The sequence below is a fragment of the Taklimakanibacter deserti genome (assembly GCA_003574785.1).
The window spans coordinates 146,812-162,245 of record QORU01000005.1; the positions used below are offsets into that span (position 1 = coordinate 146,812).

A 15,434-nucleotide genomic window follows, 5' to 3' on the forward strand; every position below is an offset into this window, starting at 1 on the left:
CAAAGTCGAGCAACTTTGGCGCGAAACGCCCTAGTTGCGCAGATTCTCCTTGAGCACGCGCTCTTCCAGGATGCGCAGGCCCTTGCCGACGATATCGAACATCTCGTTGATCTCGTCTTCGCGGATGATGAGCGGCGGGCAGAAAGCGATCGAATCGCCCATCGGGCGCACGATCAGCCCGTTCTCCTGCAGGATATCGGCGGCGATGGCGCCGACGCCCTTCTTCGGGTCGAAGGGGCGCTTGGTCTTCTTGTCGGCGACGAGCTCGATGGCGCCGATGAGGCCCTTGGCGCGGACCTCGCCGACCAGCGGATGGTCGGCGAACTGGCCGATGCGCTTCTCGAAGGTGGGCGCCACCTTGCGCACATGCTCGACGGTCTTGTCACGCTCATAGATCTCGATCGTCTTGAGCGCCACGGCGCACCCGACCGGATGCGCCGTATAGGTGAAGCCATGGCCGAAGGTGCCGATCTTGCGGCTCTCATCGAGCATCGCCTGATAGAGCTCTTCCTCGATGGTGATGGCGCCCATCGGGAAATAGGCCGAGGTGATGGCCTTGGCCATCGAGATCGATGTCGGCTTGAAGCCCATGGTGGTGGTGCCGAACCAGTTGCCGGTGCGCCCGAAGCCGCAGATCACCTCATCGCCGATGATGCGCACGTCGTATTTGGCGAGCACCTCGTTGATCTTCGGGAAATAGCTCTCAGGCGGAATGATGACGCCGCCCGCACCCATGATCGGCTCGGCGATGAAGGCCGCGACCGTGTCCGGCCCTTCCTTCTGGATCAGCTCGTCGAGGTTCTGCGCCATGCGCTCGGCGAATTGCTCGTCGCTCTCGCCCGCCTCCGCGAAGCGGTAATAATGCGGGCATGAGGTGTGAATGATATTGGCGATCGGCAGATCGAAGTCGCTGTGCACCCAGGGCAGCCCGGTGAGCGAGGCCGAGGCGATGGTGACGCCGTGATAGGCGCGCTGGCGCGAGATGATCTTCTTCTTTTTCGGCCGCCCCTTGGCATTGTTCATATACCAGGTGAGCTTGATCTGCATGTCGTTGGCTTCCGAGCCCGAGCCGCCGAACAGCACTTTCGAGGCGGGGCAGGGAGCGATCTCTTTCAGCTTCTCGGACAGCTCGATTGCCGCATCATGCGACTTGCCGGAAAAAACCGAGGTATAGGAGAGCTTGCGCATGGATTGCGCCGCCGCCTCGACCAGTTCCTCATTGCCGTAGCCGAGCGACGTGCACCACAATCCGGCGAGGCCCTCGATATAGCGCTTGCCCGTATCGTCATAGAGATAGATGCCGCGCCCCTCATTGAGAATGAGAGGACCGGTCTCACGGTGGCGGGCGAGGTTGGTATAGGGATGGATAACCGTCTCGATATCGCGGACGGCCATATTCGACAGACGAGGCATGGGAATCCTTGCTTAAGTGGGCGCACCGCAGCGCGCTTCCCCGCGAGATGAAATCATCTCGCCGGGAAGCGCGCCAATTGATGTTCGAGCAAATCCTTATCGCCAAAGTCTTCAACTTTGGCGGGATTTGCTCTAGGCGCCGCACTCTGCCACGCCCACCCCTCGCTCGGCAATGGGACGGCTATCCGGTTTACGCGCGTCTGTTCTGCCGGTTGGCGATGAGATCCTCGACCACCGCCGGATCGGCCAGTGTTGACGTATCGCCAAGATTGCCGAACTCGTCCTCCGCAATTTTGCGCAGGATGCGCCGCATGATCTTGCCGGAGCGCGTCTTGGGGAGGCCCGGCGAGAACTGCAGGAGGTCGGGCGAGGCGATCGGGCCGATCTCCTTGCGCACATGCGCGACCAGCTCCTGGCGCAGGCCGTCGGACCCCTTCTCGCCCGCCATCAAGGTGACATAGCAATAGATGCCGGTGCCTTTGATGTCATGCGGATAGCCGACCACCGCAGCTTCCGACACTTTCGGATGCGAGACCAGCGCCGATTCGACTTCCGCCGTGCCGAGCCGGTGGCCCGAGACATTGAGCACGTCGTCGACGCGGCCGGTGATCCAGTAATAGCCGTCCTCATCGCGGCGGCAGCCGTCGCCGGTGAAATACATGCCCTTATAGGCGGCGAAATAGGTCTGCACGAAGCGCTCATGATCGCCATAGACGGTGCGCATCTGGCCGGGCCAGGAATCGAGCATCACGAGATTGCCGGAAGCGGCACCCTCGAGGAGGGTGCCCTTGTCATCGACCAGCGCCGGCTTGCAACCGAAGAACGGCCTGGTCGCCGAGCCCGGCTTCAGCTTGGTGGCGCCCGGCAGCGGCGTGATCAATATGCCGCCGGTCTCCGTCTGCCACCAGGTGTCGACGATCGGGCAGCGATCGTCGCCCACCACGCGATGATACCATTCCCAGGCTTCCGGATTGATCGGCTCGCCGACGGTACCGAGCAGCCTGAGCGACTTGCGCGCGGTGCGCTTCACGAAGGCTTCACCGGCGCCCATCAGCGCACGGATGGCGGTCGGCGCGGTATAGAAGATATTGACCCCGTGCTTGTCGATCACTTCCCAGAAGCGCGAGGCGGTCGGGTAATTGGGCACGCCCTCGAACATCAAGGTGATGGCGCCATTGGCGAGCGGGCCATAGACGATATAGGAGTGCCCGGTCACCCAGCCCACATCCGCCGTACACCAGTAGATGTCGCCATCATGGTAGTCGAAGACATATTGATGGGTCATCGCGACATAGACGAGATAGCCGCCGGTCGTGTGCAGCACGCCCTTGGGCTTGCCGGTCGAGCCTGAGGTGTAGAGGATGAACAGCGGATCCTCCGCCTTCATCTTCTCCGGCTTGCATTCGGCCGGCACTTTCACCGCTTCTTCGTGATACCAGAAGTCACGGCCTTCCTGCATGGCGACGCTGCCGCCGGTGCGCCGCACCACCAGGACCTTCTCGCTGCCTTCGCATTTCTTCAAGGCTTCATCGGTATTCGCCTTGAGCGGAATCTTGCGCCCGCCACGCAGGCCTTCATCGGCAGTGACGATGAATTTGGACTTGGCGTCATTGATGCGGCCGGCGAGTGAATCGGGCGAGAAGCCGCCGAACACCACCGAATGCACCGCCCCGATCCGCGTGCAGGCGAGCATCGCATAGGCGGCTTCCGGGATCATCGGCATGTAGATGGTGACGCAGTCGCCCTTCTTGACGCCTTTGGCCTTCAGCACATTGGCGAAGCGGCAGACCTGCTCATAGAGCTCGCGATAGGTGATCTTCTTGTCGTAATAGGGATCATCGCCCTCCCAGATGATCGCCGTCTGGTTTCCGCGTTTCTTGAGATGCCGGTCGATGCAGTTGACCGAAACATTGAGCGCGCCGTCCTCGAACCATTTGATCGACACATTGTCGCGGGCGAAGCTCGTGTTCTTGATCTTCTTCGGCGCCGTGAACCAGTCCAGTCTCTTGGCATGCTTGGCCCAGAATTTGTCCGGCGCTTTGATCGATTCCGCATACATCTTCTTGTATTCGGCGTCGTTGATCAGAGCCCGCTTCTTCCACGCGGCCGGAACCGGATAGATCTTGTCGGACATAAGCAAAAATCCTCCCTCTCATGCCGCGTCTGGGCCGTTACTATCGGCGCTCAGTCTTATCCTTGCAATCCGCCAACTGTCTAAGAAAGTCAACCAGAAGAGGCATGCGAAGGGGGCGCTTCAGATAGTGAACCCGGTCGCGCTCATCCGCCCTGGATTGACCAATTAGAAGTCCCCGTGATCTAAGGCCGCATGCCCGTCCATCTCCTTTGGTTCATCACCCTCGGCTGCTTCTGGGGTCTCACCCCCTCGCTCTATAAGCTCATGGGCGAGCACGGCCTGCCGATCACCCATATCATCGTCTATACCGGACTGATCGTCGGCGTGGCGCTTGCCCTCGTGCCTCTGGCCAGGGGCCGGCTGGTGATGAACCGGGGCGTCATGCTCTATGGCCTGGGCTGCGCCGCCCTGCTCAACGTCCCCTTCGCCATGAGCCTGTTCTTCTCGCGCCATGTCGCCGCCACCGAATATGCGCTCATCGTCTCGACCGCCCCCTTCTGGAATTACCTTCTGGCGCTCGCCACCGGGCGCGAGATCGCCCATCCGCGCCGGATCGGCGGTCTCATGGTGGGCTTCCTGTCCAGCGCCGTGCTCATTTTGTCGCGCGGCGAGACGGTTGGAAGCGGCATCTCGCTGTGGGTCCTGGCCGCCTTTGCCGTGCCCATCGTCTATAGCGCCTATAACTGGTTCGCCGCCGCCTATTGGCCGAAGAACGCCGACATCATGACCGTGGGTGCGGCCGAATCGGTGTTTTCCGGCCTGCTGGCCATCCCCTTCATGCTGATCCTGGCGCCGCCCTGGAGCGAGGCCAGCCCTCAGCTTTCCGCCTACTGGACGGCGGGGCTTGCCTCGCTCCTGTGGATCGTCGAGCGCATCGCCTTCTTCGCCCTCATTCGCGAGAAGGGCGCCTTCTACACGATCCAGGCCATCTATGTGTCGACCCCGGCCGCGGTGCTTTGGGCGATCTTCATCTTCGGCATGCCGGCCGATCCGTGGATCTGGGTCAGCCTCGCCATCCTGATGGTCGCTCTGTGGCTCAACAACAGCCGCAGGCGCGTGCTGAACTAGGCGCCGCCGTCCTCGAAGCGGCTGGTGGCGTCACGGTCGCGGTCGTATCGGCGCGCGAGCGGAAACGGCGGCAGCCAGGATTCGCGACGGATGATCCAGCTTTCATAGGTTGGCATCAGCTGGTCAGGGGCATCGAGCGATCCCAGGTTCACTTCGATTTCGTCTCCGGTGCGCGCGAAGACCGACGAGCCGCAGCGCGGACAGAAAAACCGCCCGGCATAGTCGCGCGTCTCGCCCGCGATCGTCACCGCATCCTGAGGGAATATGGCTGAAGCGTGAAAAAGCGCCCCATGATGCTTGCGGCAGTCGAGACAGTGACAAAGGCCGACCCGATAGGGGCGTCCCGACGCCACCATTCGGACATTGCCGCACAAGCAACCGCCGGTGAATCGGTCCATGTCGCGCCTCCTTTAAACTAGATCCGCCACACCGATGTACGCTTGATCTCCGAGTCCTCGAGCTCGCGTGTCACCGGCACATTATAGTCGACGACATGCAACAACGCCGATTTCGGCAAATAGCTGCGGCCGGGATCGCCGATCAGTATGTCGGCGCCACCCGCTTTGGCCGCGATGAGCCAAGTGTGAACACGCTCGGCCAAGGCCTTCTCGTAGAAGAGATCGCCGACCAGGACGACATCGAAGTCGTGCGGGGCGTCCTGAAGCAGGTCCTCGTCACCGATATCGATCGCAACGCCGTTCGCTTGCGCATTGAGGCGCGCCGCCGCACAGGCGAAGCGGTCGATATCGGCGGCGAGCACCGATCTGGCGCCCGCTTTCTTCGCGGCGATGGCGACAAGCCCCGAGCCGGTCGCGAGATCGAGCACGCTCTTGGCATTCACCAGATGCGGATGATCGAGCACGTAACGCGACAGCGCCTGGCCACCTGCCCAAGCGAAGGCCCAGAAAGGCGGCGGCAGGCCAATCTCGCCCAGTTCCTCTTCGGTCTTCTGCCAGATCGGCACCGCCTCATGCGCCAGATGCAGCAGGACCTCGGGCACCAAGGGCGGCGCCAGGATCGTGGTATTCTGCCGGATGAAATCCGGATGATCGACGAGCTTCAGCACATCAGGATTTCTTCATGCCGCCGAGCGCGCAGACGATCTTCCATTCCTCCGCGCTCACCGGCTGCACCGAGAGGCGTGAATTATTGACCAGCACCATGTCCTTGAGCCGCTTGTCGGCCTTGCACTGGGCGAGCGTCACCGGCTTCGGCACGTCTTCCACCGCGCGGATATCGACACATTCCCATGGGCCATCCTTGGCGGTCGAATCGGGATGCGCGAGCTTCGCGACCTCGACGATGCCGACGACCGCCTTGCTCTCACCCGAGTGATAAAAGAAGCCTTTGTCGCCGAGCTTCATGTCCTTCATGTTCTTGCGCGCCTGGAAGTTGCGCACGCCGGTCCATTCCTCGCCGGCCTTGCCTTTCGCCTTCTGCTGCTCCCACGACCAGGTTTCGGGCTCCGATTTGAACAACCAATAGGCCATCACTTCACCTCCGGATTTTTGAGACCCCATTTCCAGGCGCGGATTTCCACCGCCGCGAACAGCCCGGCCTTCGTGTAAGGATCGTTCTTGGCGACTTCCTCGGCCCCTGCCCGGTCATTCGCCTCGACGATGACGAGCGAGCCGATCGGACTGCCGGCCTCGTCGGTGAAGGGACCGGCCGCCTTGAGCCGATCGCCCAGGCCGTTGAGATAATCGATATGGCCGGGCCTCTCCTTCATGCGCAAATCGACCGAATTGGGCTTGTCCGTGCAGATCAAGGCATAGAGCATCATGTTATCCTTTAAGCGCGATGGAATTCGGGGTTGATGGGGCGCGCCAAGAGCCGCGCAATTTCTTCCTCAGGGTTCGAGCCGCCGTCAATGACCGCATGGACGGCGGTCGCGATCGGCATGTCGATATTCTGCACTTTGGCGAGCTCAGCGACAATCTTGGCCGTGGCGATGCCTTCGACGGTACCCTTGGCCAGAGCCTTGGCTTCGCTCGCACTCTTGCCCTCGCCCAGCGCCAGTCCGAAGGAGAAATTGCGCGATTGCCGGCTCGAGCAGGTGAGCAGGAGATCGCCGAGGCCGGAAAGGCCGGTCAAGGTTTCGGGCCTGCCGCCCAAGGCCTTGCCGAAGCGCGTCAATTCGGCGAAGGCGCGGGTGGTAAGGGCGGCACGGGCGCTGTCGCCGAGATTTTTTCCGGCCGCGATCCCGCAGGCGATCGCCAGCACATTCTTGACGGCACCGCCCAGCGCCACGCCGCGCAGATCATCTGAGGGATAGATGCGGAAGTTCGTGAGGCTCAAAGCCTGGGCCCAATCCTTGGCGAGCCTGAGATGGGGTCCGGCCAAGGTCACCGCCGTCGGTTGCCGGCGCGCCACATCGGCGGCGAAGCTCGGGCCCGAAAGCACGAGGCCGGGACAGTCGGGCAGGCAATCGGCGAGCACTTCCGGCATGAGCTCGCCGCTGTCGGCCTCGATGCCTTTGGCGCAGACGATAACCGGAACGCGCAAGTCGCGGAACTGGCCGAGGACCTGGCGCAGATGTTGCGCCGGGACCACCGCCAGCACCGCCTCCATGGAAGCGAGGTCCTGGGGCGTGTTCGTGGCGACGACCGCCTTGCCGAATCTGATGCTGGGCAGCCGCGCGGCGAGCGTATGGCTGGCATTGATCTCTTCTGCCGTCTCGGGCCGGCGCGCCCAGATCGTCACCTGATGGTGGGCGCGCTCGGCGACGGCGGCGAGCGCCAGTCCCCAGGCACCCGCGCCGATGATGCCGATGCGGCTCACGCTTTCACTCCCGCACCCGTCATGCGCTTGGCCTCGGGGTCGAGCGGCCAGCGCGCTCGCGCTTGTGCATCGAGAGGATCGGTGAGGCCGAGGGCGAGGCGCTCGGCGCCGGCCCAGGCCACCATCGCGGCATTGTCCGTGCACAGATGAGCCGGCGGGATGATGAGGGAGAAGCCATGCCGGGCGCACAGCGTCTCGAAGGTGCTCTTGAGCCTGCGATTGGCGGCGACGCCACCCGCCACCACCAGCACCGGCTGGCGGACATCCGCGAACGTCGCCTTGAACTGCTTGAGCGCGCGGGAGAGCCGGTCGCGCATCACATCGGCGATCGCCGCTTCGAAGCCGGCACAGATATCGGCCTTGTCGGCGGGGCTGAGCCGACCCAGCGCTTCGACCGTCTCACGGACGGCGGTCTTGAGGCCGGAGAAGGAGAAATTGCAGCCCTGGCGGCCCCTGAGGGGGCGCGGGAAGTCGAACCTCCCGGCATCGCCCTTCAGCGCCAGCGCCTCGACCTGGGGCCCGCCCGGATAGGAAAGGCCCAAAAGCTTGGCCGTCTTGTCGAAGGCCTCGCCCAGGGCGTCGTCGATGGTGGTGCCGATGCGGCGGTAGCGCCCCACCCCCTCGACGATCTGGATTTGCGTATGGCCGCCCGAAATCAGGAGCAGCAGATAGGGGAAGTCGAGGGGCCATAAGAGCCTGGCCGTCAGCGCATGCGCTTCCAGATGGTTAATCGCGAGCAGCGGCTTCGCCTTGGCGAGCGCCAGCGCCTTCGCCGTGGTGAGGCCGACCAGGAGACCGCCGATGAGGCCGGGGCCCGCGGTTGCCGCAACGCCATCGATGTCGTCGAGCGTGAGACGGGCCTCGGCGAGCGCCGTCTTGATCAGCCGGTCGAGATGGCTCGCATGCGCCCTGGCCGCGATTTCGGGCACTACGCCGCCATAGGGCGCATGATCCTTGATCTGCGACAGGATGACATTGGCGAGGATCAAGCCCGAGCCGTCGGGATGGCGGCGCACCAGGGCCGCCGCGGTCTCGTCGCAGGAGGTTTCGATGCCTAGAATGGTCAAATCCGGTGCGGCCATGAATGTCGATGACGTCTGGGGTGTAAGAGATTAAGAGGAGCCCGGTAAATAGCATTTCGTGGAGTTGACTTGCAAACGCCTCGCCTGAAAATCGGAAGCCGCGGCTCGCGCCTGGCGCTCGCCCAGGCCGAAGAGACGAGACTTAGGCTCTGTGCCGCCCATGGCTTCGATCCGGCCGATATCGAAATCGTGGCCATCACGACGACGGGCGACAGGGTGCGCGACCGGCCGTTGAGCGAGATCGGCGGCAAGGGTCTCTTCACCAAGGAGATCGAGGAGGCGCTGCTCTCGGGCTCAATCGACCTCGCCGTCCATTCGATGAAGGACATGCCGGCGCAATTGCCTGAAGCTCTGGTGATCGCTGCTTTGCTGCCGCGCGAGGACGCCCGCGACGCCTTGATCAGCCCGCATTGCGCGAGCATTCGTGACCTGCCGCCATCTTGCGTCGTGGGCTCGGCCTCGGTGCGCCGCCAGGCCCAGCTCAAGCGCATCCGCCCGGATATTTCCGTGGTCAATCTGCGCGGCAATGTCGAGACGCGCCTCGCCAAGCTCGATCAGGGCGAGGTCGCCGCGACCTTCCTCGCCTGCGCCGGCCTCAACCGTCTGGGGCTTTCGCATCGCATCACCGCACCCGTTCCCGAGGAGGACATGCTACCGGCGGTGGCGCAAGGCGCCATCGGCATCGAGATCCGCGCCAGCGATGATTCTGTCCGCGAGCTTCTGGCGGCGATCAACGACCTGCCGACGGAGACCGCGGTCGCTTGCGAGCGTGCTTTTCTCGCGAGCCTCGATGGCTCATGCCGCACGCCGATCGCCGGCCATGCGGTGATCCGCGAAAATCACCTGGAATTTCGCGGCGAGGCCTTGACGCTCGACGGCAAGATGACCTTCACCGCCAGCCGGACCGGCGCGCTCACGGACGCCGCCCGCCTCGGCCGCGATGCCGGCGAGGAGGTCAAGGCCAAGGGTGGCCGGCATCTCGTCGATCTCTTCTCCTGACATGCGCCTCATCGTCACCAGGCCTTGGGAAGACGCCGAGCCTCTCAAGGCGAATCTCGAACGGCTCGGTCATGAGGTGATCGCCTCGCCTTTGCTCGAGATCGTGCCACGCCCCGATATCGAGATCCCGGCCGGACCCTATCAGGCCATCGCCCTGACCAGCGCCAATGCCATACGCTGCCTTGCCGGCAGTCCGCTTCTCGGGCGCTTGCGCCATCTGCCGGTCCTGGCGGTCGGGCCGCAATCCGGGGCGGCGGCACGAGAGGCGGGATTTGCCGCCATCAGCGAAGCCGGCGGCGACGGCGAGGGGCTGGCGCGCCACATCATTGCCCAAGCAAGACCTGAATTGGGTCCCCTTCTCTATCTGTCGGGCCTCGACACGGCGAGCGACTTTTCCGGCCGTCTCGCGCGCGCAGGCTTCGCGGTGACGCGCGTCATCGTCTATGAGGCGCACCCCGCGACCGCGCTCGTAACGGAGGCGGCGCGCGCCGACGGCGTTCTCCTTTATTCGCCACGCTCGGCCCGTTTGTGGCTCGATCTCGCCGCCAAAGCGGGCGTTGCGGCAGATGTCATGATGCATTTTTGCCTGTCGCCGAATATTGCCGCGATTTTGCCCGACAGCTTTGCCACACGGGTCGCGGCGCGGCCCGAGGAGGCAGCGCTTCTGGAAATCATTGGCCGAGCCTGAATTTTTCGGGCAAGATTTGCGACAGGATGAACGGTGGCGATGACCAATATCGAAAACGAATCGCAAGGGCCTGAGGCACGACGTCCCGTCATCGATCTCGAGGCGGAGGATATTTCGCCCCCCGCCGATACCGGCGACACTGGCGATCTGGGCGAGACCGAGGCCCCGAAAGAGGAGGCGGTTTCACCACCGCCACCGCCGCCGGAGCGCACACCCTTCTGGACCAAGGGCCGCATCGCCGGCGCGGCCGCCGTCATCGCCGCTCTCCTCGGCGCCTGGGCCTATCGCGAATTCGGCGCGCATTGGTGGCCGCCTTCGGCCATGTCGGCGATGGAAGAGAAGCTCGGCGTGATCGAAGCCTCGAACCGAACGCTGAACGAGCAGCTCGTCGCGCTCTCGGGGGCTTTCGACAATCTCAAATCCGGCACCGCGCAAACGGCCGAGGAGCAGGCACAGAAGACGGAAGCTGTCGAGACGAAGCTCGGCGATCTGGACAAGGCCCTGAGCGAGCTTCGCCAGTCGGTTACGAACCTGGGCTCGGGCGAAGGGGGCTCGGCCGATCCCGCGGCTCTCGCCGACGTCACCCGGCGCATCGAACAGCTCGAGCAGCAGGTGGCAGAGCTGCGCCAGGGCGCAACGACGACCACGACGCCCACGACCGGAAACGAGGAATTCGCCCGGCTGTCGCAAGCGCTCTCCGATCTCAAGGCCAAATTCCAGGCGGGCGTCGCTTATAAGGACGAGCTCGATCGCATCGCCATCTATGTGCCGCAGAATGCCGATCTCGCCGAGCTGGCGCCTTTCGCCGCATCGGGCCTTGCCAATGCGCAAGTGCTGGGCGGCACTCTCGAGGCGCTCGTGCCGACCCTCGCGGGCCGGAGCTCGGGGGATCCCGCGACCGCCGAAACCAGCGGCTTCTGGGCCTGGATGGGGACCGTGGTGAAGATCCGCGACCTCAACACGCTGGACTGGGCCGATCTCGCGCGGTCCGCGGCGGGCGATGCCAAGGCCGGCGATCTCAAGGCGGCCATCGCCAGGCTCGAGGAACCTGGCGGCGAGCTGCCGCCCGAACTCGCCCAATGGCGCGACAAAGCGCGCCAGCGGCTCGAAGCGGAAGCGGCGATGGCGCAATTGGCGGCAGCGGTGACGCAGATCATCATGGGCAAGCCATGATTCGTCTTCTCGTCCGCTTCCTGCTGCTTGCCGCTTTGGCGGCGGGCTTTGCCTGGATCGCCGACCGGCCGGGCACCATCGTCATCCGCTGGCTCAATCGCGAGATCGAAACCTCGGTGCTGGCGGGCCTCGCCGGCCTCGTCTTCGCCGTGCTGGCGCTGTGGTTCCTGTTCTCCCTGCTGCGCCGGCTGATCGGCACGCCCGGCGCCATCACCGGCTATTGGCGCTTCCGCAAGGCACGCCGCGGCTATGAGAGCCTGTCGCGCGGCATCATCGCTGCCGGCGCCGGCGACGGCCAGGGCGCCCATCGCTTTGCCACGATCGCGGCCAAGAACCTGACCGATGAGCCTTTGCTGAAACTCCTCGAAGTGCAGGCAGCGCAGCTCAAGGGCGACCGCGCCAAGGTCAGGCGCGGTTTCGAGGAGATGCTGAAGGCGCCGGAGACCGAGGCCTTGGGCCTGCGCGGCCTGTTCGCCGAAGCGCGCCAGTCGGGCGATCTCGCTGCGGCGCGGGGCTTCGCCGAGCGGGCACTCAAACTCAATCCGGCGCTGGGCTGGGCGTCCTCGGCGATGCTCGCCATCCAGTCGCAGGCGCGCGACTGGGATGCGGCGCTGACGACGCTCGAGGCGCAGCGCAAGACCAGCCAGGTCGGCGCCGATCAGGCGCGGCGCATGAAGGCGGTGCTGCTCGCCGCCAAGGCGCTGGCGGGCGAAACCAAGGAACCGAAGGACGCCCTCGATTGGGCGCTCGAAGCCCATAAGCTCGATCCGGCGCTGGTGCCGGCCGCTTGCGTCGCGGCGAGGCTTTATGCCGCGCAAGGGGCGCAGCGCCGCGTATGGCGCGTCATCAGCAAGAGCTGGGACGTCGCTCCTCATCCCGACCTCGCCGAGGCTTACGCCTATGCCCGCCTCACCGATTCGCCGTTGGATCGCTATGAGCGCGTGCGCCGGCTGATCGGATCCTTCCATGGCGGCAGCGAAGGCGCCTACGCCCTGGGCCGGGCCGCGGCCGGCGCGCGCCAATGGGACGATGCGGTGAAGGCGCTCTCAGCCCTTGTCGCCAATGAGCCGCAGGCGCGGGTCTGCGCCCTGATGGCCGAGGTCGAGGACGGCCGCGGCGACAAGGGCCGGGCGCGCGAATGGCTCGCCCGCGCGGTCAGGGCGCCCAGCGATCCCATGTGGGTGATCGACGGCGCCGCCTCGCCTTACTGGACGCCGGTATCGCCGGTCACCGGCGAGCTCGCCTTTGCCGAATGGAAGGTGCCTTTCGAGGCCTTGCCGCGCCGGGCCGCGGCGCCCGAGCCCGAGGAGCCGCCTGTCGAAGAGACGGCCTTGCCGGCCCCCGAAGCCGCCGCCCCGCCCCCCGCCCCCAAGCCGGTGGAACCTGCATCCCCAGCCCAAGCCCCGGCATCGCCGCCCGCCGCCAAGGCGCGGTCCAAGCCGCGGATCGTCGAGCCTACCCGTCCGCCGGACGATCCGGGCCTGCCCGAGGACGATCCGGAACCGGCCGGAACGGCGGATTATCGCCGCTAGTTGAAATCGCGGGGCGAACCCTGTATCAGTCCGCCCATTCCAAGCCACGGGGCCGCCTTAGCTCAGTCGGTAGAGCGGCGCATTCGTAATGCGTAGGTCAGGTGTTCGAGTCACCTAGGCGGCACCATTTTTAAATGAAGAATCTGCGCTCGGAGTTATGGCGACCCTACCCGGTGATTCCAGAGCGCAGATCCAAATTGCTTCAATCGTTATCGGTGAAAAGCAAGGCTATCAGGGACCAGTCTTTATCGGTCCCGGCTTAGTAATACCGCCGACGCCGAGGTTTCTGCCGGCCGCGGTAAAGCCATACCCAAGCCACTGAAGCCAAGAGGATTCTCCGCGCAACCCTACCTGGAATTCCAGGCGAATGCGGACTTCTCCTGGATTGGGCGCGCCTTCACCATCCGTCGTCCATTTCAGATTTCTGATGATCCATTCCTGCTCATCATCCTCGTCAGCATCGGTGTTCTTGAAGCCGTTGATGGTCACGTGCGGGACACAAACCTGAACGTCGCGCCACCAAGGCCCTACTTTCAAATGGACCTCATACCAGGATGTAGAGTCGTCTTCATGGCCCTGAAGCGCGATACTTTCATTCGAGAATTGCTCGAGATCGACTTCACCTGAAACGACCACGTGTTCCCACGAGGGATCCGTGGGTTTGAAACGGAGACGATGTTCGGGGACCATCAGAGACGCGGGGATTTCGACAATCTCAGCCATGGCAATTAACCTCTGTTGCTCGAGGCCCCATCGCGCTTTAGCAGAATGCCATCTTGAGAATGAACTTGGCTGAAATCTAGTGTTCAGTCTCTATTCATTTGGCGCCTTCCTCAGAGCATGGCTGCACCCCTGTTGACGCCACAGTTCAAGGACGCGGCTGAGTGTCAGGGTGTGGTTTTGTCCCGCCTGCACCGCTCCTCAACATGAAGATGGCGGAAGATTTGCGGCCCGGCAGCGTGCTATCGCCCGCGCGCGGATGAGCGACCAGGCGTTGGCGAGCTTCTCGGCCTCAACGCGTTGCTCGCCGGTCATCTGCGCGGAAATCGCATCGCGCTGCTTGGCCGCATTCGCGTGACCTGCGGCAGAAGCGAGGCTCAGCCACATATAGGCCTGTACGTCGTCGCGCGAAATGCCGCGGCCTTGCGAATAGAGAAGGCCGAGCCTCATCTGTGCCGTGGCCTCGCCCTTCTCGGCCGCAAGCCGGTACCACTTCTCGGCCTGCCAGCCATTCTGCGGCACGCCACGGCCTTCATCGTAAATGAGGCCGAGCGCCAGCTGGGCGGCGATATGGCCCTGCTGCCCGGCAAGCCGATACCACTTCATTGCGCTCGACTGGCTCTTCGGCACGCCGCGGCCCTGCTCGTAGAGGCGAGCCATGGCATACTGGGCGGGCGCATGGCGCTTGGTGACGGCTTGCCGATACCATTTAAGCGCCTCGGCATCATTGCGGGCGACGCCATGGCCCTCGGCATGCATGAGGCCGAGACTATACATGGCTGCCGCGTGTTGCTGCCGGGCGAGCTCACCCCAGAGAGCAAGTGCCTGCGCATAGTCGCCGTGCTCGCGGGCGGCCAGACCATCCTCGAATTGCCCGGCGCGGAGCGGCTGCGTCAGAAGAAGGCAGAGGGGCAAGACGCTCAGTTTCATCAGTGAGCGGAAAATCATACGGCGTTATTTAACACAGAAGGCGGTAGGTTCAGAATTTTCTCTAACCTCGCGGATACCGCGAAAGCTGCCTATGGCGGCACGGGCAGGTTGCTGCGGTTGCGGCGCGACTATTGCCCAACAGGAACCGTAACCATACGTTGGCCCCTTGGCATCGTGAGCCAATATCCCGTCCCAAATGCTTGCCTGTATCCCGGACTGGTCCTTATATTTGCCTCAACTTTCGAGGCGTCGATGCGGTCATTCGCAAGGCTTGCGACTGCAGCGGTGGGTGTCGTCTTCTTGCTGGGACTGGAAACAGCCCAGGCTGCGCCCGCCTTTACGACCAAATACTCGTTCTACAGCGTATCGGGAACGAGCACGACCGGCATCTTTGCGTCGCTCCTCAAGAACTCGCTACGGGTGAACGGCGCGCGACACCATGCGCTCACAATGATAGAATTTTCCACGCCGCGGACCGTGAGCTCAGCGAAAGGTTGCCGCGTCGCCGGGTTGTCCGTCCGATTTGTGATCCGCCTGCCGAGGCACGCCAATGAAGCGTCTCTGTCCGCGAGTGACCGCCGCCTCTGGCAGCAGTTCTCCGGCTTCATCAGGAAGCACGAGGAAACGCATCGGGCCATATGGATGAACTGCGTGCGCCGCATGGATGCGGTTCTCACCGGCTTGCAGGGACGAAATTGTACCGAGGCCGCCCGAAGGGCCAGAAACATCATCGAGCAAGTCAAACCCGCTTGCCGGCAGAAGGACATCGCTTTTGATGCCGCCGACAGGGGACGCTTTGACAACCATCCTTTCATGAAGGCTGCTCTGGCGCCGATCTACACGCCGGTAAAAACCAAGGCAAAGAAGCGTCAGAAACCTGCGCCTCAGTGAACTAGAACCACCGGCCTCATTCG

General features: G+C 63.9%; 16 protein-coding genes and 1 tRNA gene. 7 read left to right on the forward strand and 10 right to left on the reverse strand.

Features of this window, described 5'->3' with window-relative positions; all coding sequences use genetic code 11:
- Window positions 1-30: 30 nt before the first annotated feature.
- Window positions 31-1,413: an aminotransferase gene (locus tag DS839_RS11690; protein ID WP_119270509.1), complete on the reverse strand. Its 1,383-nt coding sequence runs from the start codon at window positions 1,411-1,413 to the stop codon at window positions 31-33.
- Window positions 1,414-1,603: 190 nt separating this feature from the next.
- Complete coding sequence (gene acs, locus DS839_RS11695) at window positions 1,604-3,547, reverse strand: acetate--CoA ligase (protein ID WP_119270510.1); 1,944 nt, start codon at window positions 3,545-3,547, stop codon at window positions 1,604-1,606.
- Between the two features lie 192 nt (window positions 3,548-3,739).
- On the opposite strand from acs, the gene DS839_RS11700 reads away from it, so the two are divergent.
- A complete protein-coding gene (locus tag DS839_RS11700; RefSeq protein ID WP_119270511.1) occupies window positions 3,740-4,615 on the forward strand; it encodes a DMT family transporter in 876 nt (291 codons plus the stop codon).
- Here the strand turns inward: DS839_RS11700 and DS839_RS11705 are convergent.
- Genes DS839_RS11705 through tsaD form a run of 6 tightly spaced genes read right to left on the reverse strand, consistent with a single transcriptional unit; the run spans window position 4,612 to window position 8,463 of the window.
- On the reverse strand, window positions 4,612-5,013 hold the full coding sequence (locus tag DS839_RS11705; RefSeq protein WP_119270512.1) for a GFA family protein: 402 nt from the start codon (window positions 5,011-5,013) through the stop codon (window positions 4,612-4,614). The two genes, DS839_RS11700 and DS839_RS11705, sit on opposite strands and share 4 nt — an antisense overlap.
- A 17-nt stretch (window positions 5,014-5,030) precedes the next feature.
- On the reverse strand, window positions 5,031-5,678 hold the full coding sequence (locus DS839_RS11710) for a class I SAM-dependent methyltransferase (RefSeq protein ID WP_438816517.1): 648 nt from the start codon (window positions 5,676-5,678) through the stop codon (window positions 5,031-5,033).
- Between the two features lie 4 nt (window positions 5,679-5,682).
- Window positions 5,683-6,105: an EVE domain-containing protein gene (locus DS839_RS11715; RefSeq protein ID WP_119270514.1), complete on the reverse strand. Its 423-nt coding sequence runs from the start codon at window positions 6,103-6,105 to the stop codon at window positions 5,683-5,685.
- Window positions 6,105-6,398, reverse strand: coding sequence for a YciI family protein (locus tag DS839_RS11720; RefSeq protein ID WP_438816513.1), 294 nt, complete (start codon window positions 6,396-6,398; stop codon window positions 6,105-6,107). The genes DS839_RS11715 and DS839_RS11720 overlap by 1 nt, the downstream gene beginning before the upstream one ends.
- Window positions 6,399-6,406: 8 nt before the next feature.
- A complete protein-coding gene (locus tag DS839_RS11725; protein WP_119270516.1) occupies window positions 6,407-7,396 on the reverse strand; it encodes an NAD(P)H-dependent glycerol-3-phosphate dehydrogenase in 990 nt (329 codons plus the stop codon).
- Window positions 7,393-8,463, reverse strand: coding sequence for a tRNA (adenosine(37)-N6)-threonylcarbamoyltransferase complex transferase subunit TsaD (gene tsaD, locus DS839_RS11730; protein ID WP_119270800.1), 1,071 nt, complete (start codon window positions 8,461-8,463; stop codon window positions 7,393-7,395). Before tsaD ends, DS839_RS11725 begins: the two co-directional genes overlap by 4 nt.
- 84 nt (window positions 8,464-8,547) lie before the next feature.
- On the opposite strand from tsaD, the gene hemC reads away from it, so the two are divergent.
- From hemC to DS839_RS11755, 5 genes are all read left to right on the forward strand, one after another.
- A complete protein-coding gene (gene hemC, locus DS839_RS11735) occupies window positions 8,548-9,477 on the forward strand; it encodes a hydroxymethylbilane synthase (protein ID WP_119270517.1) in 930 nt (309 codons plus the stop codon).
- Window positions 9,446-10,165, forward strand: a complete 720-nt coding sequence (locus DS839_RS11740) for a uroporphyrinogen-III synthase (protein ID WP_162918459.1) — start codon at window positions 9,446-9,448, stop codon at window positions 10,163-10,165. The genes hemC and DS839_RS11740 overlap by 32 nt, the downstream gene beginning before the upstream one ends.
- Window positions 10,166-10,204: 39 nt before the next feature.
- Window positions 10,205-11,338, forward strand: coding sequence for a COG4223 family protein (locus DS839_RS36400; RefSeq protein ID WP_162918460.1), 1,134 nt, complete (start codon window positions 10,205-10,207; stop codon window positions 11,336-11,338).
- Window positions 11,335-12,870: a heme biosynthesis protein HemY gene (locus DS839_RS11750; RefSeq protein WP_162918461.1), complete on the forward strand. Its 1,536-nt coding sequence runs from the start codon at window positions 11,335-11,337 to the stop codon at window positions 12,868-12,870. The genes DS839_RS36400 and DS839_RS11750 overlap by 4 nt, the downstream gene beginning before the upstream one ends.
- A 51-nt stretch (window positions 12,871-12,921) precedes the next feature.
- Window positions 12,922-12,997: transfer RNA gene (locus DS839_RS11755), tRNA-Thr, on the forward strand.
- Between the two features lie 104 nt (window positions 12,998-13,101).
- On the opposite strand, the gene DS839_RS11760 is transcribed toward DS839_RS11755, so the two are convergent.
- Entirely contained in the window at window positions 13,102-13,593 is a 492-nt protein-coding gene (locus DS839_RS11760) for a hypothetical protein (protein ID WP_119270521.1), read from the reverse strand.
- A 198-nt stretch (window positions 13,594-13,791) separates the two neighbouring features.
- Window positions 13,792-14,520 carry a tetratricopeptide repeat protein gene (locus DS839_RS11765; protein WP_162918462.1) on the reverse strand — a complete coding sequence of 243 codons (729 nt, stop codon included), beginning with the start codon at window positions 14,518-14,520 and terminating at the stop codon, window positions 13,792-13,794.
- 252 nt (window positions 14,521-14,772) lie between these two features.
- Here DS839_RS11765 and DS839_RS11770 point away from each other — a divergent pair, with 252 nt between their 5' ends.
- Window positions 14,773-15,411, forward strand: coding sequence for a DUF922 domain-containing protein (locus DS839_RS11770; RefSeq protein ID WP_119270523.1), 639 nt, complete (start codon window positions 14,773-14,775; stop codon window positions 15,409-15,411).
- Window positions 15,412-15,434: the final 23 nt, after the last annotated feature.